The organism is Janthinobacterium rivuli (assembly GCF_009208735.1).
GTDB lineage: Bacteria > Pseudomonadota > Gammaproteobacteria > Burkholderiales > Burkholderiaceae_D > Janthinobacterium.
The window spans coordinates 79,631-104,475 of record NZ_WFLJ01000014.1 but is presented as its reverse complement, the minus strand read 5'-3'; the positions used below and the strand labels follow the sequence as shown (position 1 = coordinate 104,475).

General features: G+C 63.7%; 23 protein-coding genes. 14 read left to right on the top strand and 9 right to left on the bottom strand.

The window, feature by feature from the left end; all coding sequences use genetic code 11:
* The first annotated feature begins 12 nt into the window (after positions 1 to 12).
* From GCN78_RS19315 to GCN78_RS19290, 6 genes are all read left to right on the top strand, one after another.
* Complete coding sequence (locus tag GCN78_RS19315) at positions 13 to 294, top strand: hypothetical protein (RefSeq protein WP_152253144.1); 282 nt, start codon at positions 13 to 15, stop codon at positions 292 to 294.
* Positions 291 to 1,988, top strand: a complete 1,698-nt coding sequence (locus GCN78_RS19310) for a PepSY-associated TM helix domain-containing protein (RefSeq protein WP_226939727.1) — start codon at positions 291 to 293, stop codon at positions 1,986 to 1,988. Before GCN78_RS19315 ends, GCN78_RS19310 begins: the two co-directional genes overlap by 4 nt.
* Positions 1,985 to 2,326 (top strand): DUF3325 domain-containing protein, encoded by a 342-nt coding sequence (locus GCN78_RS19305; RefSeq protein WP_152253143.1) that lies wholly within the window; start codon positions 1,985 to 1,987, stop codon positions 2,324 to 2,326. Before GCN78_RS19310 ends, GCN78_RS19305 begins: the two co-directional genes overlap by 4 nt.
* A gap of 91 nt (positions 2,327 to 2,417) precedes the next feature.
* Positions 2,418 to 3,605 (top strand): efflux RND transporter periplasmic adaptor subunit, encoded by a 1,188-nt coding sequence (locus GCN78_RS19300; protein ID WP_152253142.1) that lies wholly within the window; start codon positions 2,418 to 2,420, stop codon positions 3,603 to 3,605.
* Positions 3,606 to 3,610: 5 nt separating this feature from the next.
* Positions 3,611 to 5,602 (top strand): MacB family efflux pump subunit, encoded by a 1,992-nt coding sequence (locus GCN78_RS19295; protein WP_152253141.1) that lies wholly within the window; start codon positions 3,611 to 3,613, stop codon positions 5,600 to 5,602.
* Positions 5,603 to 5,948: 346 nt separating this feature from the next.
* Positions 5,949 to 6,893, top strand: coding sequence for an ABC transporter substrate-binding protein (locus GCN78_RS19290; protein WP_413465220.1), 945 nt, complete (start codon positions 5,949 to 5,951; stop codon positions 6,891 to 6,893).
* Between the two features lie 63 nt (positions 6,894 to 6,956).
* On the opposite strand, the gene GCN78_RS19285 is transcribed toward GCN78_RS19290, so the two are convergent.
* Positions 6,957 to 7,496 (bottom strand): hypothetical protein, encoded by a 540-nt coding sequence (locus GCN78_RS19285; RefSeq protein WP_152253139.1) that lies wholly within the window; start codon positions 7,494 to 7,496, stop codon positions 6,957 to 6,959.
* 326 nt (positions 7,497 to 7,822) lie between these two features.
* Here GCN78_RS19285 and GCN78_RS19280 point away from each other — a divergent pair, with 326 nt between their 5' ends.
* From GCN78_RS19280 to GCN78_RS19255, 6 genes are all read left to right on the top strand, one after another.
* Positions 7,823 to 8,626 (top strand): cytochrome C assembly family protein, encoded by an 804-nt coding sequence (locus tag GCN78_RS19280; protein ID WP_152253138.1) that lies wholly within the window; start codon positions 7,823 to 7,825, stop codon positions 8,624 to 8,626.
* Complete coding sequence (locus GCN78_RS19275; protein ID WP_152253137.1) at positions 8,623 to 8,877, top strand: PP0621 family protein; 255 nt, start codon at positions 8,623 to 8,625, stop codon at positions 8,875 to 8,877. The genes GCN78_RS19280 and GCN78_RS19275 overlap by 4 nt, the downstream gene beginning before the upstream one ends.
* Before the next feature lie 111 nt (positions 8,878 to 8,988).
* Positions 8,989 to 10,068: a sigma 54-interacting transcriptional regulator gene (locus GCN78_RS19270; protein ID WP_152253136.1), complete on the top strand. Its 1,080-nt coding sequence runs from the start codon at positions 8,989 to 8,991 to the stop codon at positions 10,066 to 10,068.
* Positions 10,046 to 10,657 carry a 1,6-anhydro-N-acetylmuramyl-L-alanine amidase AmpD gene (ampD, locus tag GCN78_RS19265; protein WP_152253135.1) on the top strand — a complete coding sequence of 204 codons (612 nt, stop codon included), beginning with the start codon at positions 10,046 to 10,048 and terminating at the stop codon, positions 10,655 to 10,657. Before GCN78_RS19270 ends, ampD begins: the two co-directional genes overlap by 23 nt.
* Before the next feature lie 391 nt (positions 10,658 to 11,048).
* On the top strand, positions 11,049 to 14,000 hold the full coding sequence (locus GCN78_RS19260; RefSeq protein WP_152253134.1) for a ribonucleoside-diphosphate reductase subunit alpha: 2,952 nt from the start codon (positions 11,049 to 11,051) through the stop codon (positions 13,998 to 14,000).
* A gap of 118 nt (positions 14,001 to 14,118) precedes the next feature.
* Positions 14,119 to 15,270 (top strand): ribonucleotide-diphosphate reductase subunit beta, encoded by a 1,152-nt coding sequence (locus tag GCN78_RS19255; RefSeq protein ID WP_034780261.1) that lies wholly within the window; start codon positions 14,119 to 14,121, stop codon positions 15,268 to 15,270.
* A gap of 88 nt (positions 15,271 to 15,358) precedes the next feature.
* Here the strand turns inward: GCN78_RS19255 and GCN78_RS19250 are convergent, their stop codons facing one another.
* Both GCN78_RS19250 and GCN78_RS19245 read right to left on the bottom strand, forming a co-directional pair.
* Entirely contained in the window at positions 15,359 to 16,135 is a 777-nt protein-coding gene (locus tag GCN78_RS19250) for an SDR family oxidoreductase (protein ID WP_152253133.1), read from the bottom strand.
* Positions 16,132 to 16,461 carry a nuclear transport factor 2 family protein gene (locus tag GCN78_RS19245; protein ID WP_152253132.1) on the bottom strand — a complete coding sequence of 110 codons (330 nt, stop codon included), beginning with the start codon at positions 16,459 to 16,461 and terminating at the stop codon, positions 16,132 to 16,134. The genes GCN78_RS19250 and GCN78_RS19245 overlap by 4 nt, the downstream gene beginning before the upstream one ends.
* A gap of 122 nt (positions 16,462 to 16,583) precedes the next feature.
* On the opposite strand from GCN78_RS19245, the gene GCN78_RS19240 reads away from it, so the two are divergent.
* Positions 16,584 to 17,504, top strand: coding sequence for a LysR family transcriptional regulator (locus GCN78_RS19240; protein ID WP_152253131.1), 921 nt, complete (start codon positions 16,584 to 16,586; stop codon positions 17,502 to 17,504).
* Between the two features lie 876 nt (positions 17,505 to 18,380).
* On the opposite strand, the gene GCN78_RS29410 is transcribed toward GCN78_RS19240, so the two are convergent.
* The gene (locus GCN78_RS29410) at positions 18,381 to 19,049 is read right to left on the bottom strand and encodes a hypothetical protein (protein WP_193316793.1); all 669 of its coding nucleotides are present in this window, start codon (positions 19,047 to 19,049) and stop codon (positions 18,381 to 18,383) included.
* A 21-nt stretch (positions 19,050 to 19,070) separates the two neighbouring features.
* The gene (locus tag GCN78_RS29405) at positions 19,071 to 19,391 is read right to left on the bottom strand and encodes a hypothetical protein (protein WP_193316792.1); all 321 of its coding nucleotides are present in this window, start codon (positions 19,389 to 19,391) and stop codon (positions 19,071 to 19,073) included.
* A 241-nt stretch (positions 19,392 to 19,632) separates the two neighbouring features.
* Here GCN78_RS29405 and GCN78_RS19230 point away from each other — a divergent pair, with 241 nt between their 5' ends.
* A complete protein-coding gene (locus GCN78_RS19230; protein ID WP_034780256.1) occupies positions 19,633 to 20,166 on the top strand; it encodes a YggT family protein in 534 nt (177 codons plus the stop codon).
* Between the two features lie 49 nt (positions 20,167 to 20,215).
* On the opposite strand, the gene GCN78_RS19225 is transcribed toward GCN78_RS19230, so the two are convergent.
* Genes GCN78_RS19225 through accC form a run of 4 tightly spaced genes read right to left on the bottom strand, consistent with a single transcriptional unit; the run spans position 20,216 to position 24,781 of the window.
* Positions 20,216 to 21,154, bottom strand: a complete 939-nt coding sequence (locus GCN78_RS19225; protein ID WP_034780255.1) for a carbohydrate kinase family protein — start codon at positions 21,152 to 21,154, stop codon at positions 20,216 to 20,218.
* A gap of 11 nt (positions 21,155 to 21,165) precedes the next feature.
* Positions 21,166 to 22,416, bottom strand: a complete 1,251-nt coding sequence (locus GCN78_RS19220; protein WP_152253129.1) for a DUF3426 domain-containing protein — start codon at positions 22,414 to 22,416, stop codon at positions 21,166 to 21,168.
* Between the two features lie 8 nt (positions 22,417 to 22,424).
* On the bottom strand, positions 22,425 to 23,369 hold the full coding sequence (gene prmA, locus GCN78_RS19215) for a 50S ribosomal protein L11 methyltransferase (protein WP_152253128.1): 945 nt from the start codon (positions 23,367 to 23,369) through the stop codon (positions 22,425 to 22,427).
* Positions 23,366 to 24,781, bottom strand: coding sequence for an acetyl-CoA carboxylase biotin carboxylase subunit (gene accC / locus GCN78_RS19210; RefSeq protein ID WP_070222157.1), 1,416 nt, complete (start codon positions 24,779 to 24,781; stop codon positions 23,366 to 23,368). The genes prmA and accC overlap by 4 nt, the downstream gene beginning before the upstream one ends.
* Positions 24,782 to 24,845: the final 64 nt, after the last annotated feature.

The window sequence follows — 24,845 nt, the reverse complement described above, 5'->3', positions numbered from 1 at the left end:
GGGAGCGCCGCGATGATGAAATCGGCCCACAGGATGTTGTTCTCGCGCGTGCTCGCCGCCGTCTTTGGCGGCTATGCGCTCACCTCCGGCGTGGCCGTGCTGCTGTCGGCCGTGCTGCCGCTGTCGCGCGCCGAAGCCGTGCTGACGGCCACCCTGAGCGCCTTCGTCGTCTACACCTGCGCCGTCATCTGGGTCTTTGCCGTGCAAGACCTGCGCCGCGCCTGGCTCGGCATGCTGCTGCCGGCGATCCTGTGCGGCGGCATCGGCCTGCTGCTGTCGCGGGGTGCCGCATGAACGCCGTCAAGGTCGACAAAGTGGTGAAAACGCCGCAGCAGGGCGGCTTGCGCCAGACCATGGCCTGGCTGCATACGTGGAGCGGCCTGTGGATTTCCTGGCTGCTGTTCGCCATTTTCCTGACCGGCACCCTGGCCGTCTTCGACGACCCGATCGGCCATTGGATGATGCCCGAACACGCACTGGAAGAGGCGGCGCACGCGAATGATCCGCCGCTGCCGAAGGTCACGGACCGGGCGCACCGCCTGGAACTGGCGCTCGATTTCATGGCGAAGGAACACCCGAAGGCGGACATGTGGGAAATCTGGCCCGTGCAGCGGCCCGGCCATGGCCTGTCCGCCTACTGGTTCCAGCCCGGCGGCGGCTATGGCTCGGCGGACCTCGACCCGCTGACGGGCGCCGTCATCGAGCATGCGCGCGAGGCAACGGAACGGGAGACGATCGGCGGCCACCATTTCGTCGATTTCCACTACGAGCTGCACGCGGGACGCATCGGCGTGTGGATCGTCGCCATCACCACCATGATCATGCTGGTGGCGCTGGTGAGCGGCGTCATCACGCACAAGCGCATCTTCAAGGATTTCTTCACCTTCCGCCCGGCCAAGGGCCAGCGTTCGTGGCTCGACGCGCACAACGCGGTGGCCGTGCTGACCTTGCCGTTCCAGTTTATGATCGCCTACACGGGCCTGGCATTTTTCAGCGACGACTATGTGCCGGCCCCCGTGGTGGCGCAATACGGCATGGACCATCCCAAGAAGGCCTTCCTGGCCGACTGGAACGATGCGGGCAAGCCCGTGAAGACGGGCCAGCCGCTGGCCATTCCCGCGCTGGAATCGTTCGCGCTGCGCGCCGAACAGGCCATCGGCCAGGAAATCCGCGCCGTGGTGCTGGACAATCCGAACGACGCCTCCATGCGCGTGTGCATGTACGGCTGGAACGAGGATGCGGAACTGCTCGAACGCCTGAGCGCCAATTCGGGCAGGGCCTGTTATGCGCTGGCCACGGGCGAGCAGGTCGCCGTGCGCCTGCCGGGCGAGTCGGATACGGGCGGCGCCGGCCTGACGCGCTCCGTCATGTCGAACCTGCACATGGTGGGCTTCGGCGGCACGCCGATGCGCTGGCTGTACTTCTTCTGCGGCCTGGCCGGCACGGCCATGATGGGCACGGGCGCCATCCTGTTCCTGGTCAAGCGGCGCCAGAAGTCGGGCGGCGAGTTCGGCACCTGCACGCAGCGCGTGTACCGCGTCATCGCCTGCCTGAACGTGGCGGCCATCGCCGGCCTGGCCATCGCCTGCGCGGGCTTCCTGTGGGCCAACCGTTTGATCCCCGTCGGCATCGAGCAGCGCGCCGGCTGGGAAGTGCGCGCCTTCTTCGGCGTCTGGTTCCTGATGCTGGTGCACGCCTGCCTGCGCGCGGAAAAGCGCGCGTGGATCGAACAATTGGGCTTGCTGGCCGCTCTGTGCCTGCTGCTGCCCGTATTGAATGTGCTGAGCACGGGCGACAACCTGGCGGCGCAGCTCGCGCGCGGCGACTGGGAAAGCGCCGGCGTGGAATTGGGCAGCATGGCCTTCGGCCTGCTGGCCGCCTGGGGCGCGTGGAAAGTCCACAAGCGCAAGGAAAAACCGCTCAAAAAGACGGCAAGCAAGGAAACACCATCTGCCAGCTTGCACGTCACTGCGGAAGGACAGTCATGATCACCACCATTCTGTGCGCGCTGGGCCTGTCGTATGCGGGCATGGCCAGCCTTTCATTGGCGATGGACCGCCATCACGGCCAGGTCTGGGGCAGGGACGCGGCGCCGAACGTGCGGCGCGCGCTGCAACTGGCCGGTACCGTCCTGCTGGCGCTGGCCATTTGGCCCTGCGTGGCCGGCTGGAGCGCCAGCGTCGGCGTGGTCGCCTGGCTCGGATTCATCGGGGTGGGCGCGCTGTTGGTGGCCCTGCTGCTGCCGTACGCCCCCCGATTGCTGTTGCGTAGTTCCCTGCTGGCAGCCGTCGCCGCGCTGGCAGGTCTTGTGACGTTCCTGCGGTGATGTTCACCGCCATTTTCAAGGATAGACCGATGTGTTTTTTATGCCTGGCGACACCGATTGATGTTTTGATTGTATTGAAAGTGGTTTCCTGATGGCGGCCCGTCTGCCTTCCCGCCGCGCCCGCATCCTGGGCGGCGCGGTCTTGCTGGCGCTGTTTGGCGCCGGCGCCCTGTGGGCCACGCGCGGCCCGGCCACCGTGTTCGACACGGCGCCCGTCAAGCGCGGCAACATCGAAGCGAGCGTCACGGCCATCGGCACCCTGCAGCCGCAAACCTATGTCGACGTGGGCGCGCAGGTGTCGGGCCAGATCACGCGCCTGCACGTGCAGCCCGGCAGCGCCGTGGAAAAAGGCCAGCTGCTGGCCGAGATCGACCCCAGCGTGCAGCAAGCCACGGTCGATGCGGGCCGCGCCGCCCTGGCGGGTTTGCGCGCGCAGCTGGCCGACCAGCAGGCGCAGCACCGCCTGGCGGGCCGGCAGCACGTGCGCCAGCAGCAGATGGCCAAATTCGACTCGACACCGCTGGCCGACCTGGAAACGGCCGAAGCCACCCTGGCGTCGGCCGGCGCCAAGATCGACCACCTGAAGGCGCAGATAGCCCAGACCCAGGCCAGCCTGAAGGCGGACGAGGCGCGCCTCGGCTACACGCGCATCTACGCGCCGATGGCCGGCAAGGTGGTGGGCCTGGACGCGAAAGAGGGGCAAACCCTGAACGCCACCTACCAGACGCCGAACATCCTGCGCATTGCCGACCTGTCGGCCATGACGGTGTGGACGGAAGTGTCGGAAGCGGACGTGCGCCGCGTGCGCCCGGACATGCCCGTGTACTTCACCACCCTGGGCGGCGACCAGCGGCGCTGGAGCGGCAAGGTGCGGCAAGTGCTGCCGGCCCCGCCCGTGCCCGGCGGTTCTGCCGCCGGCACGGCCCTGGCGCCGTCGACCAGCAAGGTGATCTTGTATACCGTGCTGTTCGATGTGGATAACGCGGACGGCGAACTGATGCCGCAGATGACGGCGCAAGTGGTGTTCGTCACGGCGGCGGCGAACAATGTGCTGGCCGTGCCCTTGCCGGCCTTGAAACCATCGACGGAAGACGGCGCCAAGCCGGGGCAGTTCACGGCCCGCGTGATGGATGCGGACGGCAAGGTCGATACGCGCGCCGTCACCGTGGGCGTGCGCAACCGCCTCAGCGCGGAAGTGCTGCAAGGCTTGCGCGAAGGCGAATTGCTGGTCACGGGCGAGCAGCCGGCCGGCAGCGGCAGCAGCAGGTTCCAGCTGTGAGCGCCATGAGCGAGGCCAGGTCGCTGGGGCAGGCGGGGCAGCCGGACCAGCCGCCCTTGATCCAGTTACAGGGCATCCGCAAGCGCTACGGCGGCCATGACGGCGCGCCAGCCGTGGAAGTGCTGCGCGGTTTGACCTTGGCGATCGGCGCCGGCGAATTCGTCGCCATCGTCGGGGCGTCCGGTTCCGGCAAGTCGACCCTGATGCACTTGCTCGGCTGTCTGGACCGCCCCAGCGACGGCAGCTACCGCTTCGCCGGCCAGGACGTGGCCAGCCTGAACCCCGATGAACTGGCGTGGCTGCGGCGCGAAGCGTTCGGCTTCGTCTTCCAGGGCTATCACCTGATCGCCACCGAATCGGCGCGCGAAAACGTGGAAGTGCCGGCCCTGTACGCGGGCATGCCTGCCGCGGCCCGCCACGCCCGTTCGGAAGCGCTGCTCAAGCGCCTGGGCCTGGGCGAGCGGCTCGATCACCGGCCAAACCAGTTGTCGGGCGGGCAGCAGCAGCGCGTGTCGATCGCGCGCGCCCTGATGAATGGCGGGCGCATCATCCTGGCCGATGAACCGACGGGGGCGTTAGATAGCAGCAGCGGCGCCGAAGTCATGGCGCTCTTGGGCGAACTGGCCGACGCGGGCCACACCATCATCCTCATCACGCATGACCGCAAGGTTGCGGCCCAGGCGCGCCGCGTGATCGAGATCAGCGACGGCGAAATTGTCGCCGACTCGGGCGCCGTTGCCATCCCCGCCACGTCGACGGCCCTGCCGCCGCTGGACATGTCGCGCGCCGCCCATGACACGGGCGCCTCGCTGGGCACGGAATTGCTCGACGCGGCGCGCGCCGCCTGGCGCGTGCTGTGGATCAACCGCTTCCGCACGGGCCTGACCCTGCTCGGCATCGTCATCGGCGTCGCTTCCGTGATCGTCATGCTGGCCATCGGCCTGGGCACGCGCCAGCAGGTCATGGCGCAATTGGGCGCCTTCGGCTCGAATCTGCTGTACATGGCCTCGCGCGGCGAAAGTTCGCGCATCCCCGGGCGCAGCATCACCCTGGCCGACCTCGATGCGCTCAAGGACGTGCCGGGCATTTCCCACGTGTTGCCGAATGTCACGGGCAACAAGGTCATACGCCATGGCAACCTCGACGTGCAGACCTATGTGCGCGGCACGGGGCCGGCCCTGCCGCAGATCCAGACCTGGCCGGTGGCCAAGGGCGGCTTCTTCACGGAGGAGGACGAGCGCGAGATGGCCACCGTGGCCGTGCTGGGCGCGCACCTGGCGGAAAAGCTGATGCCCGACGTGGCCAACCCCGTGGGGCAGAGCATCCTGATCGGCAATGTGCCGTTCCAGGTGATCGGCGTGATGAGCGCGAAGGGCGCGCTGACGGGCGAGAAGGATGAAGACGACGTGCTGCTGCTGCCGTTTTCCACGGCCGGCATCCGCGTCTTCGGCCAGCGCGAGCCGACCTATACGGTGATGGCGGTGGCCGATGTCAAGCGCGTGACCGAGGTGGAGGCGGCGGTCGACGCCACCATGTTCGAGCGCCACCGCATCCGCGACTATGGCATCAGCAACGCGGCCGCGTCGATCGCCGCCGAAGCCAAGACGCAGGACAACATGACCGTGATGCTCAGCCTGATCGCGGCCGTCTCCCTGGTGGTGGGCGGCATCGGCGTCATGAACGTGATGCTGATGACGGTACGCGAGCGCACGCGCGAAATTGGCATCCGCATGGCGACGGGCGCGCGCCGGCGCGACATCCTGCGCCAGTTCCTCACCGAAGCCGTGCTGGTGTCGGTGGTGGGCGGCGTGGCCGGCATCGTGGTCGGCGTGACGGTGGCCGGCTTGTTGCTGGTATGGGACGTGCCGGTGATCTTTTCGCTCAGCGCCGTCGGCGGCGCGTTTGCCTGCGCCGTGGTGACGGGGCTGGTGTTTGGCTTCATGCCGGCGCGCAAGGCGTCGGGACTCGACCCGGTGGTGGCACTGGCGGGACAGTAGTGACAACGCCGGCAGCGTGGCTGCCGGCAAAAAAATGTTGCCCTGGCTTTAAGTAACCCCCAATAAATTATTGTGATTTCTGACTTCCATAACCGGCGCTGTGCGGTGTTGCCCGCAGCTAGCAGTGCTCGCACTGCGTCGCAGCGGACGCCTTGCACAACATCCGGTTCTGTTCGTCATAAATTCACAATAATTTCCCGAGGGTTACTTAACACACGGTACTATCTCCTCATAATTAAAAAGCCGTGTTTCGCATAGCTGTGCCCTTGCGGGCACACGTCAACCACCACAGGAGAACCCGATGCAGCAAAAATCAATCGTGAAGACCGGTATCGCCGCCGCCCTCATGCTGGCCTTCGGCATGGGCGCCGTTCAGGCGCAGGCGCAGGAAGTCGTGCGACTGGGCAACTTGAAATTCGCCCATTACGGCGCCGTGTCGTACATCAAGGAAATCGCGCCCAAGTGCGGCATCAAGGTCGAAGAGCATGTCTTCGCCAAGGGCCTCGACGTGATGCAGGCGATTATCGCGGGCGAGCTGGACGTGGGCGCGACGGCGTCCGAGGCGGCCATTTCCGGCCGCGCGGGCGGCGCGCCCATCTATGTGGTGGCCGGCTTTGCCAAGGGCGGCGCGCGCCTGGTGGCGGGCGCCGGGCAAAAGATCACCAGCGTCAAGGAACTCAAAGGCAAGCGCGTGGGCGTGACGCGCGGCGGCATCCAGGAAGTGCTGCTGCTGGCCGAGCTGGCGCAAGCGGGCCTGACGTATTCCGACACCAAGGGCAAGGATGTGCAGCTGGTGTTCCTGGCCTACGCCGACTTGAACCAGGCGCTGATGGGCAAGAATATCGACGCCATGATGCAGTCAGAACCGCAATCGTCGCAGGCCATCAACAAGGGCTTCGGCAGCGAAGTCATCAAGCCGTACGACACGCCGATCGGCGAACCCGTGCGTACCATGGTGATGACGGAAAAGTTCTACAAGGAACGCCGTCCCGTGGCGGAGAAATTCATGCGCTGCTTCGTCGAAGCGACGAAAACCTTTATCGACAACAAGGCGACGGCGGAAAAATATGTGCGCGAAGTCGTGTTCCGCGGCCAGATCACGAAGGATGACTTCGACGACGCGATCAGCAATTCGCCGTATTCGTACGACATCACGCCCGAGCATATCCAGGTGACCACGGACGTGATGGTGAAAACGGGCGTGGGCCGCATGACGAAGCCGCCCGTGGCCAAGGACTGGGTCAAGACGGACTTGCTGGAGCAGGCGAAAAAGAGCCTGAACGTGAAGTAAATCAGGAAAGCATGAAAACAAGCTCCGCGCCGGTGCCGGTGCGGAGCTTGTGGCGGGGCGGCCTTAGCGGGCGTTGAAACCCATCCAGCCCTTCTCCGTCTGCCGGAAGCTCAGTGTGTAGACGCGGGTCAGCTCATCGCCTTTCTTGAGCTGGCGGCTGATGATGGCGCCGTAATTGTCTTGCACCAGCTGGTCCGACCATTGCAGCAGGTTCTCGAAACGCTCGGCCGTCATCGCCGCCTGGCGCGCCAGCAGCGGCGCGGGAATCGCCTTCTTTTCCTGTTGCTGCGCCCAGAATTCGCGGAACACCTTGTTTTCGCCACCCATGCCGCGCGCCATCAGGCCCAGGCCCATGGTCATGCCCACCGAGCCGTCCGTCTTCGCCTCTGCCTCGAGCTTGTCGGCCACGTCGGCCAGCAATTCCAGGTAGCCCACCTTGGCGCGCAGCACGGCCGAGCCCTTGATTTCATACTGTTCGTTCTCTTTCCAGCCGTTCAGCTTTTCCAGCTTCGCGATGTCGAAGTACTGCTTGTACAGGTCATAGCTTTGTATGGACGTGCGGAAGTATTCCTCGTACGTGGATTGCGAAGGTGTATCTTTCATGCAGCCGCTTAAGGCAGTGCAGGCGGCCAGCAGGAGGCAGGTCCAGCAGAATTTTCGAAAGGACATGGCGAGGGGCGGTGGCGTCAGGGTGGATGAATGTTGCTATGTGGACATAATTATAGGACTGGCTCATCAGGATGGCAACGTGCCTGCGGCGCGGCAAGCGTGCCTCGCAGGAAAGATTGCCGAAATCTTGAGGGTGCGCCACCCCGTCATGCCTCAGGCGCGATATCATGGCAGGCTTGCGGCATTCGATGGCGGCGTCGTGCCTGCCACCCGGTCTGTCGCCTGAATCGCGCTTGCCGGCTATGGTGTAAACTTAAACTATGCAGATCTATTTCTTTTTCATCGCCGCCCTGTTGTACGCGGCGTGCGCGGTGCTTCCCTCGTCCCGTGCCCGGCTCATTGCCGGCCTGACCGGCGTCGCCTGGCTGGCGCATGCCGCCACCCTGTGGTTCGACCTGATGGCGCCGGGCACCTTGCGCTTCGGCTTCTCCGCCATGCTGTCGGCCGCGCTGTGGGTCTCGGTGGGCGCCTACTGGATAGAGAACCGCAATTTCAGCCTGGACGGACTGCGCCGCATGGTCATGCCCAGCGCCGTCCTCGCCATCGGCCTGGCCTGGGCCTTTCCTGGCAGCCAGGTCAGCATGGAAGGCAAGTCGGCCGTGTTCGGCTGGCATATTGCCGTGGCCGTGCTCGCCTACAGCACCCTGACGATTGCCGCCTTTCACGCCGTGCTGATGGCGCTGCAGGAATCGCGTTTGCACACGCGCAGCGAAAGCCGCGGCTTCATCGGCACGGCGCTGGACCAGCTGCCAGCCCTGCTGACGATGGAAAAGCTGCTGTTCCGCATGATCGGCCTGGGTTTTATTTTGCTCAGCCTGACCGTGCTGTCGGGCATCGTGTTTTCCGAGCAATTATTTGGCAAGGCGCTCAACTGGGATCATAAATCCGTGTTTACCATGCTGTCGTGGCTGCTGTTTGCCGCGCTGCTGGCAGGCCGCCGCTTCCGCGGCTGGCGTGGCAAGACGGCCCTGAGTTTTACCCTGGCCGGTTTCGCCACCTTGCTGCTGGCCTATGTCGGCAGCCGTTTTGTACTGGAAGTGGTTTTACACCGAGGATACACATGACACGTGTTTTATTCTGGCTGGCGCTGGTGTTCCTGGTGCTGTTTGCCATCCGCAGCAAAATCCGTGGCATGCAGCAACGGGCCCGCGCGCAGCAGCAGCCGAATCCGTATGCGCCGCCGGCGCGGCCGCAGGAATTGCCGGACGCCGAGCTGATGCTGTGCTGCGCCCACTGCGGCGTGTACTACCCGGCCTCGGAAAACGTGCAAGCCAAGGGCCACGATTACTGCAGTCACGCGCACGCCACGCTGTAAGGACGGGCCCGCGCCGCGTTGCTCAGCCGTATCGTAACGTCCTGCGCCATCCTTCCGGCGTAGCATCTGCAACAGGCGGTTCGCCACCGCCCTTGCAGAAAGGCGCGTCCCATGTCCAGTCCCAGCCATCGCCCGCATGGCGCCACCGCCGCCGGCATGCCGCCGGCGCCGCAACTGAGCGGCAACTCGCTGCCGATGCAGGCGCTGCGCGCGCAGATCGGCCGGATCGCCCGCTGCGGCGCGCCGGTGGCCATCCGCGGCGAATCGGGCACGGGCAAGGAACTGGCGGCGCGCGCCATCCATGCGCAGGGCGCGCGCGCCAGCTTCCCGTTTATCGCCGTCAATTGCGGCGCCATACCCGAAGCGTTGATGGAAGCGGAATTCTTCGGCTGCCGCCCGGGCGCCTATACGGGCGCGCTGCACGAGCGCCAGGGCCTGTTCCAGGCGGCCCACGGCGGCAGTTTGCTGCTCGACGAAGTCGATGATCTGCCGCTGGCCATGCAGGTGAAGCTGTTGCGCGTGCTGCAGGAGCGCCGCGTGCGCAAGCTGGGCGGCAGCACCGACGAGGCCATCGACGTGCGCATCCTGTGCGCCAGCCAGCATGGCCTGGCGCGCGGCGTGGCCGCCGGCACGTTTCGCCAGGATCTGTTTTACCGCCTGAATGTGATCGAGCTGGCGCTGCCGCCGCTGCGCGAGCGGCGCGGCGATCTGCAGGTATTATGTGAGGTGATCCTCGCGCGCCTGTCGCCGCGCCGGACCGTGACCCTGGCGCCGCCGGTGCTGGCGGCCCTGGCCGCGTATGCGTTTCCCGGCAATGTGCGCGAACTGGAAAACGTGCTGGAGCGGGCGCTGGCCTTTGCCGACGGCGGCGTGATCGCGCTCGACGGGCTGGCCTTGCCGTCCGCGGCGAGCAGCATGCCCTCGCGGGCGGGGCCGGCGCTGCCGGCCTTGCCACAGCGGCAATTGAGCCTGCCCGGCATGGCGGCGAATGGCGTGGCCGCCGTCCTGCCGCTGGACGTGTATTTGCGCCAGGCCGAGCGCGACATGATCATGCTGGCGCTGGTGCAGGCGCGCTACCACCGCGCGCGGGCGGCGCGCCAGCTGGGCCTGAGTGTGCGCCAGTTGCGTTACCGCATGCAGAAATTGACGATACAGGAAGCCTTGCTTGATGAGCACATGGACGATAGATGAAGACGGCTGGTGCGACGGCGCGCTGCGCTATGACTCGCCGTACTGCGATGCGCGCCCGGACGGTGCGCAAGTCGATTTGCTGGTGATCCATAACATCAGCTTGCCGGGCGGCCACTTTGGCGGGCCGCATGTGTCGGACTTGTTTACCGGCCGGGTAGATTATAATGCCGATCCTTCTTTCGCCGACCTGCGTGGCTTGCAGGTGTCGGCGCACTTTTTTGTGCGGCGCGATGGTGCGCTGTTGCAATATGTTTCTACTGATCAACGTGCCTGGCATGCGGGCGCGTCCACTTTCGACGGACGCCCGCAGTGCAATGGCTACTCCATCGGTATCGAAATGGAAGGCGCGGACGATGTGCCTTTCCAGCGGCGGCAATACCATGTGCTGGCGGCACTGACGGCGGCGCTGGTGGCGCGCCACGGGCTGTCGCAGGTGCGCGGCCACGAGCATATCGCGCCGGGCAGGAAGACGGATCCGGGGCCGTTTTTTGACTGGCATTTTTACCAAGAATGCTGGCTGGAAACCCTGCGCGGACAAGCTGCGTTAGCGCTTACTTCGCGGGGATTGGGCTTTCCATCCATGCCCTGAAAAGTCAACCGAAATCGTATAAGAAAAGACAAAAAATTACGCGGACGGATGCCGGAAAACTATTGCATCGCCCTCCGATGGGCACTACAATTAGTACAGAAGTTGGATGTAAAGACTATATGTAGTGCCATCACAGACGTTTTCAGAATTATTGTCAAAGCTACCCGGATTGCTGATAAAGCACTGGAACTGGCGGTTCATCACCCTCGATCGTGTTTCGCGCCAGCCGGGCAGTGCGGTGTGGCGATCTGGATACTGAGCTGTTTTATGCATTACAAATTTACTATTTAGCAACAAATACCTGAAGAAACCCTGACCATCGGGCGTTCTATTCAACAACACACGCGGCAGCAAAACTGCAGGCTGACTTTAGCTGACAACGGGAGCTTCAATGCAATCACCACAAGATATTTCCATCCATCCAACGCCAGTATCGCCAGCGCCAGGCGCGGCCAACAGCGTGGCGAGCACGGGCGCGGCATTGGGCGACTATCGCATCATCCGCCGCAACGGCGCGGTGGTGGCATTTGAGCCTTCGAAGATCGCCATCGCCATGACCAAGGCGTTTTTGGCCGTTAACGGCGGCCAGGGGGCAGCCTCGGCACGCATCCGCGAACTGGTGGAACAATTGACCGACGGCGTGGTCGCCGCGCTGGTGCGCCGCCACCCGGGCGGCGGCACCTTCCATATCGAAGACGTGCAAGACCAGGTGGAACTGTCGCTGATGCGTTCGGGCGAGCACGACGTGGCGCGTGCCTACGTGCTGTACCGCGCCAAGCACATGGAAGAGCGCCGCCTGCAGAAGGAAGCGCAGGGCGCTTCCGCACAAGTTTCCGCACCACAATTGAATGTCACCGACAACGGCGTGCGCCGTCTGCTGGACATGCAGGAAGTACGCGACCTGATCAACGCCGCCTGCGCCGGCCTGGAAAAGCACGTCGATGCCGACGCCATCCTGGCTGAAACGGTGAAAAACCTGTACGACGGCGTGCCCGTCGAAGAGCTGCACAAGTCGGCCATCCTGGCGGCGCGCGCGCTGATGGAAAAAGACCCGGCCTACAGCCAGGTCACGGCCCGCATCCTGCTGCACACGGTGCGCAAGGAAGTGTTCGGCAAGGAAGTGCCGCAAGCGGCCGCTGCCGCTGAATACCTGACGTATTTCCCGCAATACATCGCCAAGGGCATCGCCGCCGAGCTGCTGAACCCGGTACTCGCCAGCTTCGACCTGGAACGCCTGGCCAAAGCCATCGTGGCCGACCGCGACTTGCAATTCGGCTACATCGGCCTGCAAACCCTGTATGACCGCTACTTCCTGCACATCCAGGACGTACGCATCGAAATGCCGCAGGCGTTCTACATGCGCGTGGCCATGGGCCTGGCGCTGAACGAGGCGGACCGCGAAGCGCGCGCCATCGAGTTCTACAGCCTGCTGTCCTCGTTCGACTTCATGAGCTCGACCCCGACCCTGTTCAACTCGGGCACCCTGCGCTCGCAGCTGTCGTCGTGCTACCTGAGCACCGTCTCGGATGACCTGGAAGGCATCTACGACGCCATCAAGGACAACGCGCTGCTGGCCAAGTTCGCCGGCGGCCTGGGTAACGACTGGACGCCGGTGCGCGCCCTGGGCGCCCACATCAAGGGTACCAATGGCAAGTCGCAAGGCGTGGTGCCGTTCCTGAAAGTGGTCAACGACACGGCCGTGGCAGTCAACCAGGGCGGCAAGCGCAAGGGCGCCGTCTGCGCCTACCTGGAAACCTGGCACATGGATATCGAGGAATTCCTCGACCTGCGCAAGAACACGGGCGACGACCGCCGCCGCACGCACGACATGAACACGGCGAACTGGATTCCCGACATGTTCATGAAGCGCGTCATGGAAAAAGGCGAGTGGACCCTGTTCTCGCCGTCGGACACGCCGGACCTGCACGACAAGGTCGGCAAGGCCTTTGAACAGGCTTACCTGGGCTACGAAGCCAAGGCCGCCGCCGGCGAAATCCGCGTCTTCAAGAAAATCGCCGCGCTGGACCTGTGGCGCAAGATGCTGTCGATGCTGTTTGAAACGGGCCATCCATGGATCACGTTCAAGGATCCTTGCAACATCCGCAGCCCGCAGTCGCACGTCGGCGTCGTCCACAGCTCGAACCTGTGCACGGAAATCACGCTGAACACGGGCCCTGACGAAATCGCCGTCTGCAACCTCGGTTCCGTGAACATGCCGGCGCACATGAAGGAAGGCAAGCTCGATCACGTCAAGCTGGCCAAGACCATCCGCACCGCCATGCGCATGCTCGACAACGTCATCGACATCAATTACTACGCCGTCGAGAAGGCGCGCAATTCGAACATGCGCCACCGTCCGGTCGGCATGGGCGTGATGGGCTTCCAGGATTGCCTGCACATGATGCGCATCCCGTTCGCCTCGGACGCCGCCGTGTCGTTCGCCGATACCTCGATGGAAGCCGTGTGCTACTACGCCTACCTGGCGTCGACGGAACTGGCCGAAGAGCGCGGCCGCTATGAGTCGTATGCCGGTTCGCTGTGGGACCGCGGCATCCTGCCGCAAGACTCGGTCAAATTGCTGGCCGAAGAGCGCGGCGGCTACCTGGAAGTCGATTCCTCGTCGGCCATGGACTGGACCCCGGTGCGCGAACGCATCGCCAAGTTCGGCATGCGCAACTCGAATTGCGTGGCGATCGCCCCGACGGCGACGATTTCGAACATCATCGGCGTCTCGGCCTGTATCGAGCCGACGTTCCAGAACCTGTACGTGAAATCGAACCTGTCGGGCGAATTCACCGAGATCAATGGCTACCTGGTGCGCGACCTGAAGGCGCGCGACCTGTGGGATGAGGTCATGATCTCCGACCTGAAGTACTTCGACGGCTCGCTGGTGAAGATCGACCGCATCCCGCAAGACCTGCGCGATATCTACGCCACCGCCTTCGAAGTGTCGCCAAGCTGGCTGGTGGAAGCGGCTTCGCGTCGCCAGAAGTGGATCGACCAGGCCCAGTCGCTGAACATCTACATGGCTGGCGCCTCGGGCAAGAAACTCGACGAGACCTACAAGCTGGCATGGCTGCGTGGCCTGAAAACCACCTACTACCTGCGTACCATCGCCGCTACCCACATGGAGAAATCGACCTCCAAGACGGGCGCACTGAACGCCGTGGCGGTCGACGGCGGCATGTCGGCCAGCGCGCAGAGCGCCCAGGCGGCGGTCGTGGCGGCGGCAGCGGTGGCCGTGGCGCCGGTCGTGGCGGCGGCAGCGGACGACGCCGATGGCGAAGCCTGCTATCTGCGTCCAGGCGACGATGGCTTTGAGGAATGCGAAGCCTGCCAGTAAGATTTTAGTTGTCAGCCCAGAACTTCTGGGCTGATTCAATGTTGTCAATGTCCGCATTGTCCGATACAACGGGCCTGTTGCGGATCGCCGGCTCGCCGGCATGGAAAGGAAGAAGAATATGTCGTTGTCTTGGGATGATGAAACCACGTCGGCAGCTGTGCCGCGTCCGGCGCAGCAAGCGCCACTGGGAAATACCGAATTGAACCTGCCGGCCGGCGCCGAGCCGTCCGAAGCGAACGCCGAGCAAGTGGCGCGCCGCGTGAATGCCGACGACAAGCGCATCATCAACGGCAAGACGGACGTCAACCAGCTGGTGCCGTTCAAATACAAGTGGGCATGGGACAAATACCTGGCCGGCTGCGCCAACCACTGGATGCCGCAGGAAGTGAACATGCAGCGCGATATCGAGCTGTGGAAGAATCCGAACGGCCTGACGGACGACGAGCGCCGCCTGGTCAAGCGCAACCTGGGCTTCTTCGTCACGGCCGACTCGCTGGCCGCCAACAACATCGTGCTGGGCACCTACCGCCACATCACGGCGCCGGAATGCCGCCAGTACCTGCTGCGCCAGGCGTTCGAGGAAGCGATCCACACGCACGCCTACCAGTACATCGTCGAATCGCTGGGCCTGGACGAAGGCGAGATCTTCAACGCCTACAACGAAGTCAAGTCGATCCGCGACAAGGATGAATTCCTGATCCCGTTCATCAACACGCTGACCGACCCCGCGTTTGTCACCGGCACGGTGGAAAACGACCAGAAGCTGCTCAAGTCCCTGATCGTGTTTGCCTGCCTGATGGAAGGCTTGTTCTTCTACGTCGGCTTCACGCAGATCCTGGCGCTGGGCCGCCAGAACAAGATGATGGGCGCTGCCGAGCAGTACCAGTACATCCTGCGCGACGAATCGATGCATTGCAACTTCGGCATCGACTTGATCAACACGATCAAGATGGAAAACCCGCAGCTGTGGACGGCCGCCTTCCGCGAAGAGATCAAGGACCTGTTCATGAAGGCCGTGGAACTGGAATACGCGTACGCCGAAGACACCATGCCGCGCGGCGTGCTGGGTCTGAACGCGCCGATGTTCAAGGGCTATCTGCGCTTCATCGCCAACCGCCGCGCGCAGCAGATCGGCATCGAGCCGCTGTTCGCCCAGGAAGAAAACCCGTTCCCGTGGATGAGCGAGATGATCGACATGAAGAAGGAACGCAACTTCTTCGAGACGCGCGTGACGGAATACCAGACCGGCGGCGCGCTGAACTGGGAATAAGCCAGCCGATGGCGTCACAAGTCATCATGTAACAAAGGCCTCGCGGATGCGGGGCCTTTTGCTATGTGGAAAGCTTATTGCACCGGGTTCATACGGTCGGGATGGTGCCGCCATCGATCACATACTCGGCGCCGTGGATCGACGCGGCGCGGTCCGAGGCCAGAAAGGCGACCAGTTCGGCCACTTCTTCCGGCTTGCCGGGGCGGCCGATGGGAATGCCGCCCAGCGTCTGCATCAGCTCCTGGCGGGCCGCGTCCTCGCCGATGCCGGCATGTGCGGCCAAGCGCCGTATCATCGCCTGGGCCGCCGTGGTTTCGATGAAGCCCGGTGAGACGGTATTGATGCGGATGCCGTGCGGACCGAATTCCTTCGACAGCCCCTTGCTGTAGTTGCTCAGCGCAGCCTTGGCGGCCGCATACGCCAGCGTCGAATCGTACAGCGGCAGGCTGCGCTGGATCGACGAGATGTGGATGATCACGCCGTACTGGCGTGCCACCATCGCCGGCAGCAGGGCGCGGTCGAGGCGCACGGCGGCAAGCAGGTTGCCATTGAGCGCGTCTTCCCAGGCGTCGTCGTCCAGGGCCAGCGCGCCGCCCCCGACGGCCGTCGAGCCGCCCACGTTATTGATCAGGATATCGACCCCGCCCAGGCTGGCCAGCGCTTCCCGGATCACCGTGTCGCTTCCCGCGCGGGTGCGCAGGTCGGCCGCGATGAAATGCACGCCAGCCGGCAAGCTGCCGCTGGCGGCGCGCGCCGTGGTCGCCACGCGGGCACCGCGCTCGAGCATCAGTTGCAGGGTCGCCGCGCCCATGCCCTTCGTGCCGCCCGTGATGAGCACGCGCTTGTCCTTGAAGTCGGCATTCATGCGCTGATCTCCAGGGTCGCGATGCGGTCGCCGGCGAGGGTGAAGGCAAAGCGCAGCGCCAGCGGGCTGCCGGGAAAACTGCCACTGACGCTGCAGGTGACCAGGCAGCGCGCGCCCTGCATGTCGGCCGAGGTGGGGCTGACGCTGGCGCCGTACTGCTTGCTGCCAGCTTCTTTCCAAGCCTTGATGGCGGCATGGCCCGCGTGCGCATGGCCTTCGTCATGCACGACGCCATCGGCAGAGAAACACTGCGCCACGGCGTCGCCATCGTGATGGTTTTCGGCGTTAAAGTAGTCGCCGACGATGGTCGGCATGAGCAGAGACATGGTGCTTCCTTTCGGGTGGAGAGGTAGGGAGCGACCATCATATGGCGTTCAATTGCAGAGAAATAGTACGGTCAGGGTGATAGGCTTTAAACTTCAGGTTCATTATTGGCGCATGATCCCGCATGAAAAATAACTCCCTCGATGGCATCCGTACCTTTCTCGCGGTCGCCGAGCGCAAAAGTTTCAGCGCGGCCGCGCTGCAGCTTGGCGTGACGGTGACGGCCGTCAGCAAGGCGGTCAAGGTGATGGAACGGCAGCATGGCGTGCTGCTTTTCAAGCGCAATACGCGCAATGTCGCCTTCACCGAAGCCGGCGCGGGCCTGTACGCCAGCCTGGCCGGCGCTACCCGGCAGATCGATGACGCCTTCGCCGCGCTGACGATGTTTCGCGACCGGCCCGCCGGCCATCTGCGCCTGACGGTGCCGCGCGCGCTGGGCGCGCTGGTCATGCGCGCATTGATACCGCGTTTTCGCAGCAGCTATCCTGACGTGACCATCGACCTGTCGCTCGACGATGGCGCGGTCGATCTGCTGGCGCAGGGTTACGACGCCGGCATCCGCCTGGGACAGTCCGTGGAGCCGGAGATGGTGGCGGTGCGCCTGACGGGAGACCTGCGCTGGTCCGTGGTTGGCGCACCCGCCTACTTCGAGCGCAAAGGGCGGCCGCTGATCCCGGAAGAGCTGATGCGCCACGACACCGTGGCCTACCGCTTTCACACTTCCGGCGCCGTGCACCGCTGGCGCTTCGTGCGCGATGGCGAAGAATTGTTGGTGGAAACCGGCGCGCCCCTGGTCGTCAACGACACCACGCTGATCGCCGATTTCGCCCGCGCGGGCCTGGGCCTGGCCTATCTGCCGGACGTGGAAATCGAAGGTGATCTGGCGAGCGGCAGCTTGCTGCGAGTGCTGGAAAACGACGTGCCGCCGACGAGCGGATTGTTCCTGTATTTTCCTGCGCGTACCCAGAGCCAGCCAAAACTGCGCGCCTTCATCGATACGGCGCTGGCGCTTTCCCGGCCGGCGTCTTCCGGCGACGTGCGCTAGCCTCGCCCGTTTTTTCGGCCTGCCGCCATCCTCGCGCAGACGGGGTGCGGCATCGCCTGCCGCGCGTTTGCGCGCCGTTTTTTCATGCCGCGCAGCGGCGCGCCGGCACAGAAAAGTGCGGCCATTTTTTCGCCGCATCGCGCGTGCCGCGACGTATTTTTTGGATGGCGCGAATGCGTGCGAGACGGGGAGTAAATATCGTTTCCGGACACGCCGGCGGCGGCATTTGGCATGCGATTGTGCGATAGCACGCGTAACGTGCAAAAAAGCGGGCGAAAACGTGTCGTGCCGGTTGCGCATTGACAAGGTTTTCGTGTACTTTATGAGATTGCAAATGCGAGCGTTAGAATGCGGGGTTTTTTAACCAGCGCGGTAGCGAAAAAACCTCGCAAAACAGGGATACAGATTTACACGGATATGCACAAAACCACACCGTTTTCGTCTGCCGCCGTGCCCGAATTTTTTCAGGCATGGCGGTTTTTTATTTGACGCATGGGTGTTGTGGCGAGCGCGATGCGAGGAGCGAAAAAACGCACGGCATCGAAAACGAATGACCGAATTCAGACTTTGCCACCAGCTGCGAGATAAAGCAGGGTGGCACCGACGATGGCTGAAGTGCTGCAAACGTGAGGAGTTGCAGCAGTTCAGCTGGTGCCGAATTCATTAGCGCAAACGACCGTTTGTGCCGATGAATAATTCGCCTGGCCTATCCCTGTGGTGGGTCGGACGGGTTTAAATCTTGTAGCTTAAATTTCTCATCTCAGATGAAGGAGAGACAAATGGCAACAGCCGCTAAGAAATCAGAAGTAAAGAAACCAGCCGCCAAGGCTGCTCCTGCCGCGAAGAAGCCGGCAGCCGCAGCCAAGACGGTTGCCGCTAAACCAGCTGCCAAAGCCGCAGCGAAACCAGCAGCCAAACCAGTCGCCAAAGCCGCAGCCAAGCCTGCAGCAAAAGTGGCTGCCAAGCCAGTAGCGAAAGCCGCAGCGAAACCTGCGGCCAAGGCAGCAGCAAAACCGGCAGCCAAGCCAGCAGCGAAAGCCGCAGCGAAACCGGCAGCCAAGCCTGTCGCGAAAAAAGCCGCCGCCAAACCGGCCGCCAAGCCAGCAGCAAAAGCCGCAGCAAAACCGGCCGCCAAGGCAGCAGCCAAACCAGCAGTGAAAAAAGCCGCAGCGAAACCTGCAGCCAAGGCGGCAGCGAAACCGGCCGCCAAAGCGGCAGCCAAGCCAGCAGCGAAAAAAGTCGTCGCCAAGGCAGCAGTGAAGCCAGCAGCGAAAAAAGTCGTCGCCAAGGCAGCAGCGAAGCCAGCAGCAAAAGCGGCAGCCAAGCCAGCGGCCAAGGCAGCGGTGAAAAAAGCCGCAGCGAAACCTGCAGCCAAGGCGGCAGCGAAACCGGCCGCCAAAGCGGCAGCCAAGCCAGCAGCGAAAAAAGTCGTTGCCAAGCCAGCAGCAAAAGCGGCAGCCAAGCCAGCGGCCAAAGCAGCAGCCAAGCCAGCAGCAAAAGCTGCGGCGAAGCCAGCGGCCAAGGCAGCAGCGAAGCCAGCAGCAAAAGCGGCAGCCAAGCCAGCAGTCAAGGTAGCAGCGAAGCCAGCAGCAAAAGCTGCAGCCAAGCCGGCAGCCAAGGTAGCAGCGAAGCCAGCAGCCAAGCCAGCGGCCAAAGTCGCAGCGAAACCAGCAGCCAAGCCAGCGGCGAAAGCAGCAGCGAAACCTGCAGCCAAGCCAGCGGCCAAAGCAGCGGCGAAGCCAGCAGCCAAGCCAGCAGCGAAGCCAGCGGCCAAGGTAGCAGCGAAGCCGGCAGCGAAAGCAGCAGCGAAACCTGCCGCCAAGCCAGCCGCAGCACCAGTCGTGGCAGCCGCACCAGCAGCAGCGCCGGCAGCAGCTCCAGCGGCACCAGCCGCCGTGGCCGCCAAGAAGGCCGCGCCTAAAAAGGCCGCACCGAAGAAGGCAGCTCCTGTCGCCAAGCCGTCGGCACCTATCGCACCTGTAGCAAAAACCGTGTTGGCACCGGCTGCAGCCTGGCCATTCCCAACCAGCACCCGCCCATCGTAATTCCAACGATACGGGTGCCTGGATGAGGCAACACGCCGCTGTGTGACTCAATCACACAGCGGTTTTTTTTTGGAGAATTAGTCGTGCTGATCGTTATCCTTACATTGATCGTTGATACCATCGCCACCTTGCTGGGCGGCGTGTTGCTGCTGCGCTTCTGGATGCAGGCGGTGCGCGTGCGGCCACCCTCGTCGGTGGCGCAATTCACGTTTCAATTGTCCGACTGGCTGGTGCGCCCCCTGCGCCGCGTGGTGCCGGGCGTGGGCGGGTATGACTGGGCCAGCCTGATCGGCGCCTTCCTGATCGTGCTGCTGGCCAGCTCGGTGCTGTTTATTTCCGGTTATCCCGTCGAGGTGGTGCTGCTCAAGTCGCTGCAACGCTTCCTGCAATGGATACTCTACGGTTTCATGGCCTTGCTGATCATTGAAGCCATCTTCAGCTGGGTCAACCCGCATGCGCCGCTGGCGCCGTTCGTACGGGCCCTGAACGAGCCGCTGCTGCGTCCGATCCGCAAGGTGGTGCCGCTGGTCGGCAGCCTGGACTTGTCGCTGCTGGTGGCGCTGATCCTGTTGCAGATCGCGCAGGTGCTGGTGGGGATGATTATTGTGGTGAGGTAAAACGAGAAGGTCGGCTTGGCGCTTGGGCGCAAGCCGACCGGACTACATATTAATAGCGGTAGCCGAACGCCGCTTCGAACTGCTCGGCGATGCTCTCCGGCGTAAACACGTGGTTTTGCGCGCCCTGGGTGGCGATCTTGATGGCGCCCAGCAGGCTGGCCAGGCGGCCGCTGGTTTCCCAGCCCAGGTCGTTGGTGATGCCGAACAGCAAGCCGGCACGGTAGGCGTCGCCGCAGCCGGTCGGGTCCAGCACTTCCTTGGCGGTCACGACTGGAATGTCGATGCGCTTGCCGTCCGTATAGATTTCCGAACCCTTTTCGCCACGCGTGACGATCAGCGCTTCCAGGCGGCTGGCGATGTCCGGCAGGGTCAAGCCCGTGCGCTCCATCAACATTTCCATTTCATAGTCGTTGGCCGACACATACGTGGCCTTGTTGATAAAGTCGATCAACTGTTCGCCATTGAAACGTGGCAACTGCTGGCCCGGGTCGAACATGAAGGGGATGCCCAGCTCGGCCAGGTCGGCGGCGTGCTTGAGCATGCCCTGGTCGCCGTCCGGCGAAATGATGGCGACCTTGGCCGGGCCCGCATTGGCGATCGGGTTTTCATGCGCAAACGACATGGCGCCAGGGTGGAAGGCATTGATCTGGTTATTGTCGGCATCGGCCGTGACGAAGCACTGCGCGTTGTAGCTGTCGGCCTTGATCAGGATGTTGGCGGTGGAAATGCCCAGCTTTTGCAGGCGCTCCAGGTAGGCGGCGCTATCTTGCCCCATGACGCCGACGATGCGCGGGTCGCCGCCCAGCATTTTCAGGCTGTAGGCGATGTTGCCCGAGCAGCCGCCGAACTCCGTGCGCATGGTGGGCACGAGGAAGGAGACGTTCACCTTGTGCAACTGGTCGGCCAGCAGGGATTCGCCGAAGCGGCCGGGGAATTGCATGATGGTGTCGGTGGCAAGCGAGCCGCAGATCAGCGATGTTTTGGTCATGATAGTGTCAGTTAAGGATAAAAGATGGCGATATGGTAGCCAGACGCCGTGAGCTGGTCTAATGCGAAATACAGTTTGATGGTTTGTTCCGAGCGCGGCGCAAAGCCCTGGCTCACGTCGATCGTGGCCGGCAGGTAGTCGCGCGGCGCGATCACGCGGCGCAAGACCGGCTTGTCGTTGGCGTCGTTGAGGGTCAGTTCGATGCTGGGCCAGGCTTGCACGCTGCGGCTCTGGTTACGCAGCAGCGAGACGTAGGAGAAAGTTTGCTCCTTCAAGGCCTGCAACTCGCCTTGCTCGATGGCCAGCGCCTCGATCTGCGCCGGCAAGTCGACCTTGCAGCCGCTGAGCTTGCACAGCGCGACCAGGGTCGGCTTCCACTGCGGAAACTGCGCCGCCAGCGGATTGCGGAAGGTGGTCATCACTTGCAGGAATAATAGAAGCAGCAGCACCACCGAACCGGCGGCCATGGCCATGCGCAAGGCCTTGCCGCTCTGTTCGCGGCGCCGGCCCAAGGTCACAAAGGCCGGCTCGTCGTCGACCGGCGGCAGGATGGGTTCTTCCTGTTCTTCGGCCAGATCCGCTGCGATGGGGGCGGCGGGCAGTGGCGTGAAGGAATGGTCGGCCAGGGTCGGTTCCCGGCGCGCAGAGCTGGCTGTGGCATGGGCAGCCGGCAAGGGCTTGTCCAGGCTGACTTTTTCGGCGGCAGGCAATGGCGGCGCGGCGCCGGTTTCCAGGTTCGGTTCGCGGCGGCTGTCGCGCAGATACGTGGCGAAGGCGGGCGCGTCATCGACCTGGCGGCGCTTGAAGGGCGCCACCGGCTGGGGCAACGGTGGTTCAGGCAACTCTGCCGGTGTTTCTGCTGGTGTTTCTTCAGGTATATCGAGCGGCGCCTCGGCCGGCAGGCTGACGTCGAGGTCCAGCTCGATGTGTTCGCCATCGTCCGCATCGTCCTTGAGCTGCGCCGTTTCCGGCAAGATGCCGAACGGGTCGAACGAGGTGTCGAAATCGAGGGAATAGATGGGTTCGTCGTCCGTGGCGGACGGCAGGATGTTGTCGGCCGGGTAACTGGCCGGCAGCGGCGTGGCGGCGCCGGGAGCGGAGGTCAAGAACGGCGATGCCGCGGCCGGATCGACCAGCGCGGCATTGCCGTCAAACACTTCCCTGCACGTGCCACAGCGCACGATGCCCCCACGTAACTTCAACTGGTCAGCAGCGACCCGAAATATCGTGTTGCAATGGGGGCATTTGGTGGCGAGGGCCATTGCTGTGCTTATGCACCTTCCGCGCGGGGCGCAGGCGCTTGCGTGCTGCCCAGGCGGCCATGCAGGGCCACCCAGCCGTCTTGCTCGGCCCATACACCCAGCGCGATGAACGGCGCATAGGCGGCGGCCACTTCTTCCGCCTGGCGTGCCAGCACGCCGGACAGGATCAGGGCGCCGCCGTCGGCGACACGGCCCGACAGCATCGGCGCCATCAGCTTCAATGGGCTCGACAGGATGTTGGCGACGACGATATCGAACTTGGCCGTGGCGTGTGCCGAGGTGGCAAACGTGTCTGGCAAGAAATACTCGATTTCGCACTGGTTGCGTTCGGCATTGTCGCGCGCCGATTCGATCGCCTGCGGGTCGATGTCGACGCCGGCCACGGCGTGCGCACCGAGCTTCTTGGCCACCATGGCCAGGATGCCGGAACCGCAACCGTAGTCGAGCACGGTCTTGCCGGGAGCAGGGTTCGCTTCCAGCCATTCCATGCACAGGCGCGTGGTCGGGTGGCTGCCCGTGCCGAAGGCCAGGCCCGGGTCCAGTTCCAGGATCAGGCCGTCCGGGTCCGGTGCCTCGTGCCAGCTGGGCACGACCCAGATATTCTTGCCGATGTGAATCGGCGCGAATTGCGACTGCGTCAAACGCACCCAGTCCTGCTCTTCCACGGGGCGCATGGCAAAGGCGGGCACTTCCGCCATGCCGACGGCCTGGGCCGCGGCGGCCACGATGGCGGCCTGGTCGGCGTCGACGTCGGTCAGCGCCACCACGCGGCTGCGTTCCCACGCCGCTTCCTTCGGTTCCATGCCGGGCTCGCCAAACAGCGGTTGCTCGGCGTCCGTGCCTTCATCGGCGTCTTCCACCGAGACCGACAGGGCGCCCGCTTCCATCAACGCGTCGGACATGGCCTCGGCGTTGTCACGGGCGATTTCGATGACGATTTCCGTCCAGCTCATGCGCCCGCCTTGATTTCGGATTTCTTGGCGATGCTGGGGCTGCCGCCATTCAGGTTCTTGCCCAGGTCCGGCATGTCGGCCAGCTTCTGTTCCAGATAGTGAATGTTGGTGCCGCCTTCGATGAAGCGCGCGTCGATCATCAGTTCGCGGTGCAGGGCGATATTCGTGTTGATGCCTTCGACCACCATTTCGGACAGGGCGATCTGCATGCGGCGGATCGCTTGCTCGCGCGTGGCGCCGTAAGCGATCACTTTGCCGATCATCGAGTCGTAGTGCGGCGGCACGTAGTAGCCGGCGTAGGCGTGCGAGTCGACGCGGATGCCAGGGCCGCCCGGCGCATGCCAGGAGACGATCTTGCCGGGCGACGGCGTGAACTTGAACGGGTCTTCCGCATTGATGCGGCACTCGATGGCGTGGCCCGACAGCAAGACGTCGCGCTGGCGGAAACGCAGTTTCTCGCCGGCGGCGATGCGGATCTGCTCTTGCACGATGTCGATGCCGGTGATCATCTCGGTGACCGGATGTTCCACTTGCACGCGGGTATTCATTTCAATGAAATAGAACTCGCCGTTTTCGTACAGGAATTCAAACGTGCCGGCGCCGCGGTAGCCGATCTTGCGGCACGCTTCGGCGCAACGGTCGCCAATTTTCTCGATGAGTTTGCGCGGGATGCCCGGCGCCGGTGCTTCTTCGATCACTTTCTGGTGGCGGCGCTGCATGGAGCAGTCGCGCTCGCCCAGCCAGACGGCGTTCTTGTGTTCGTCGGCGAGGATCTGGATTTCCACGTGGCGCGGATTTTCCAGGTACTTCTCCATATACACTTCAGGGTTGCCGAAGGCCGTGCCGGCTTCCGTCTTGGTCATCGCCACGGCGTTGATCAGGGCAGCTTCCGTGTGCACCACGCGCATGCCGCGTCCGCCACCGCCACCGGCGGCCTTGATGATGACCGGGTAGCCAATCTTGCGGGCAATTTGCACGATCGCTTTCGGATCGTCCGGCAACGCGCCTTCCGAGCCGGGCACGCACGGTACGCCAGCCTTGATCATGGTTTGCTTGGCCGACACTTTGTCGCCCATCAAACGGATCGATTCGGAACGGGGGCCGATGAAGACGAAGCCCGATTTCTCGACGCGTTCGGCGAAGTCGGCATTTTCCGACAGGAAGCCATAGCCTGGGTGAATCGCTTGCGCATCCGTCACTTCAGCGGCGCTGATGATGGCGGGCATGTTCAGGTAGCTCAGGGTCGACTGTGCCGGGCCGATACAAACGGATTCGTCGGCCAGCTTGACGTATTTCGCGTCCTTGTCGGCTTCGGAGTGGACTACAACCGTTTTAATGCCCATTTCGCGGCAGGCGCGCTGAATACGGAGGGCAATTTCACCACGGTTGGCAATCAGGATTTTTTCAAACATGGTAGGTTCGCGTATGTCTGTGAGAGCCGGCGAGCCGGCGAAACAACAAGTGTGAGGGGCTAAA

What these genes read in the sequence shown, in the direction of transcription:
- GCN78_RS19310 (WP_226939727.1), top strand. Translation starts at nt 291, where the DNA reads ATGAACGCCGTCAAGGTCGACAAAGTGGTGAAAACGCCGCAGCAGGGC.
- GCN78_RS19275 (WP_152253137.1), top strand. Translation starts at nt 8,623, where the DNA reads ATGACACGTGTTTTATTCTGGCTGGCGCTGGTGTTCCTGGTGCTGTTT.
- GCN78_RS19250 (WP_152253133.1), bottom strand. Translation starts at nt 16,135, where the DNA reads ATGAATGCCGACTTCAAGGACAAGCGCGTGCTCATCACGGGCGGCACG.
- prmA (WP_152253128.1), bottom strand. Translation starts at nt 23,369, where the DNA reads ATGAGCTGGACGGAAATCGTCATCGAAATCGCCCGTGACAACGCCGAG.
- GCN78_RS19240 (WP_152253131.1), top strand. Translation starts at nt 16,584, where the DNA reads ATGAAAAATAACTCCCTCGATGGCATCCGTACCTTTCTCGCGGTCGCC.
- ampD (WP_152253135.1), top strand. Translation starts at nt 10,046, where the DNA reads ATGAGCACATGGACGATAGATGAAGACGGCTGGTGCGACGGCGCGCTG.
- GCN78_RS19305 (WP_152253143.1), top strand. Translation starts at nt 1,985, where the DNA reads ATGATCACCACCATTCTGTGCGCGCTGGGCCTGTCGTATGCGGGCATG.
- GCN78_RS19315 (WP_152253144.1), top strand. Translation starts at nt 13, where the DNA reads ATGATGAAATCGGCCCACAGGATGTTGTTCTCGCGCGTGCTCGCCGCC.
- accC (WP_070222157.1), bottom strand. Translation starts at nt 24,781, where the DNA reads ATGTTTGAAAAAATCCTGATTGCCAACCGTGGTGAAATTGCCCTCCGT.
- GCN78_RS19260 (WP_152253134.1), top strand. Translation starts at nt 11,049, where the DNA reads ATGCAATCACCACAAGATATTTCCATCCATCCAACGCCAGTATCGCCA.
- GCN78_RS19245 (WP_152253132.1), bottom strand. Translation starts at nt 16,461, where the DNA reads ATGTCTCTGCTCATGCCGACCATCGTCGGCGACTACTTTAACGCCGAA.
- GCN78_RS19285 (WP_152253139.1), bottom strand. Translation starts at nt 7,496, where the DNA reads ATGAAAGATACACCTTCGCAATCCACGTACGAGGAATACTTCCGCACG.
- GCN78_RS19300 (WP_152253142.1), top strand. Translation starts at nt 2,418, where the DNA reads ATGGCGGCCCGTCTGCCTTCCCGCCGCGCCCGCATCCTGGGCGGCGCG.
- GCN78_RS19280 (WP_152253138.1), top strand. Translation starts at nt 7,823, where the DNA reads ATGCAGATCTATTTCTTTTTCATCGCCGCCCTGTTGTACGCGGCGTGC.
- GCN78_RS19270 (WP_152253136.1), top strand. Translation starts at nt 8,989, where the DNA reads ATGTCCAGTCCCAGCCATCGCCCGCATGGCGCCACCGCCGCCGGCATG.
- GCN78_RS19220 (WP_152253129.1), bottom strand. Translation starts at nt 22,416, where the DNA reads ATGGCCCTCGCCACCAAATGCCCCCATTGCAACACGATATTTCGGGTC.
- GCN78_RS19255 (WP_034780261.1), top strand. Translation starts at nt 14,119, where the DNA reads ATGTCGTTGTCTTGGGATGATGAAACCACGTCGGCAGCTGTGCCGCGT.
- GCN78_RS19225 (WP_034780255.1), bottom strand. Translation starts at nt 21,154, where the DNA reads ATGACCAAAACATCGCTGATCTGCGGCTCGCTTGCCACCGACACCATC.
- GCN78_RS19295 (WP_152253141.1), top strand. Translation starts at nt 3,611, where the DNA reads ATGAGCGAGGCCAGGTCGCTGGGGCAGGCGGGGCAGCCGGACCAGCCG.
- GCN78_RS19290 (WP_413465220.1), top strand. Translation starts at nt 5,949, where the DNA reads ATGCTGGCCTTCGGCATGGGCGCCGTTCAGGCGCAGGCGCAGGAAGTC.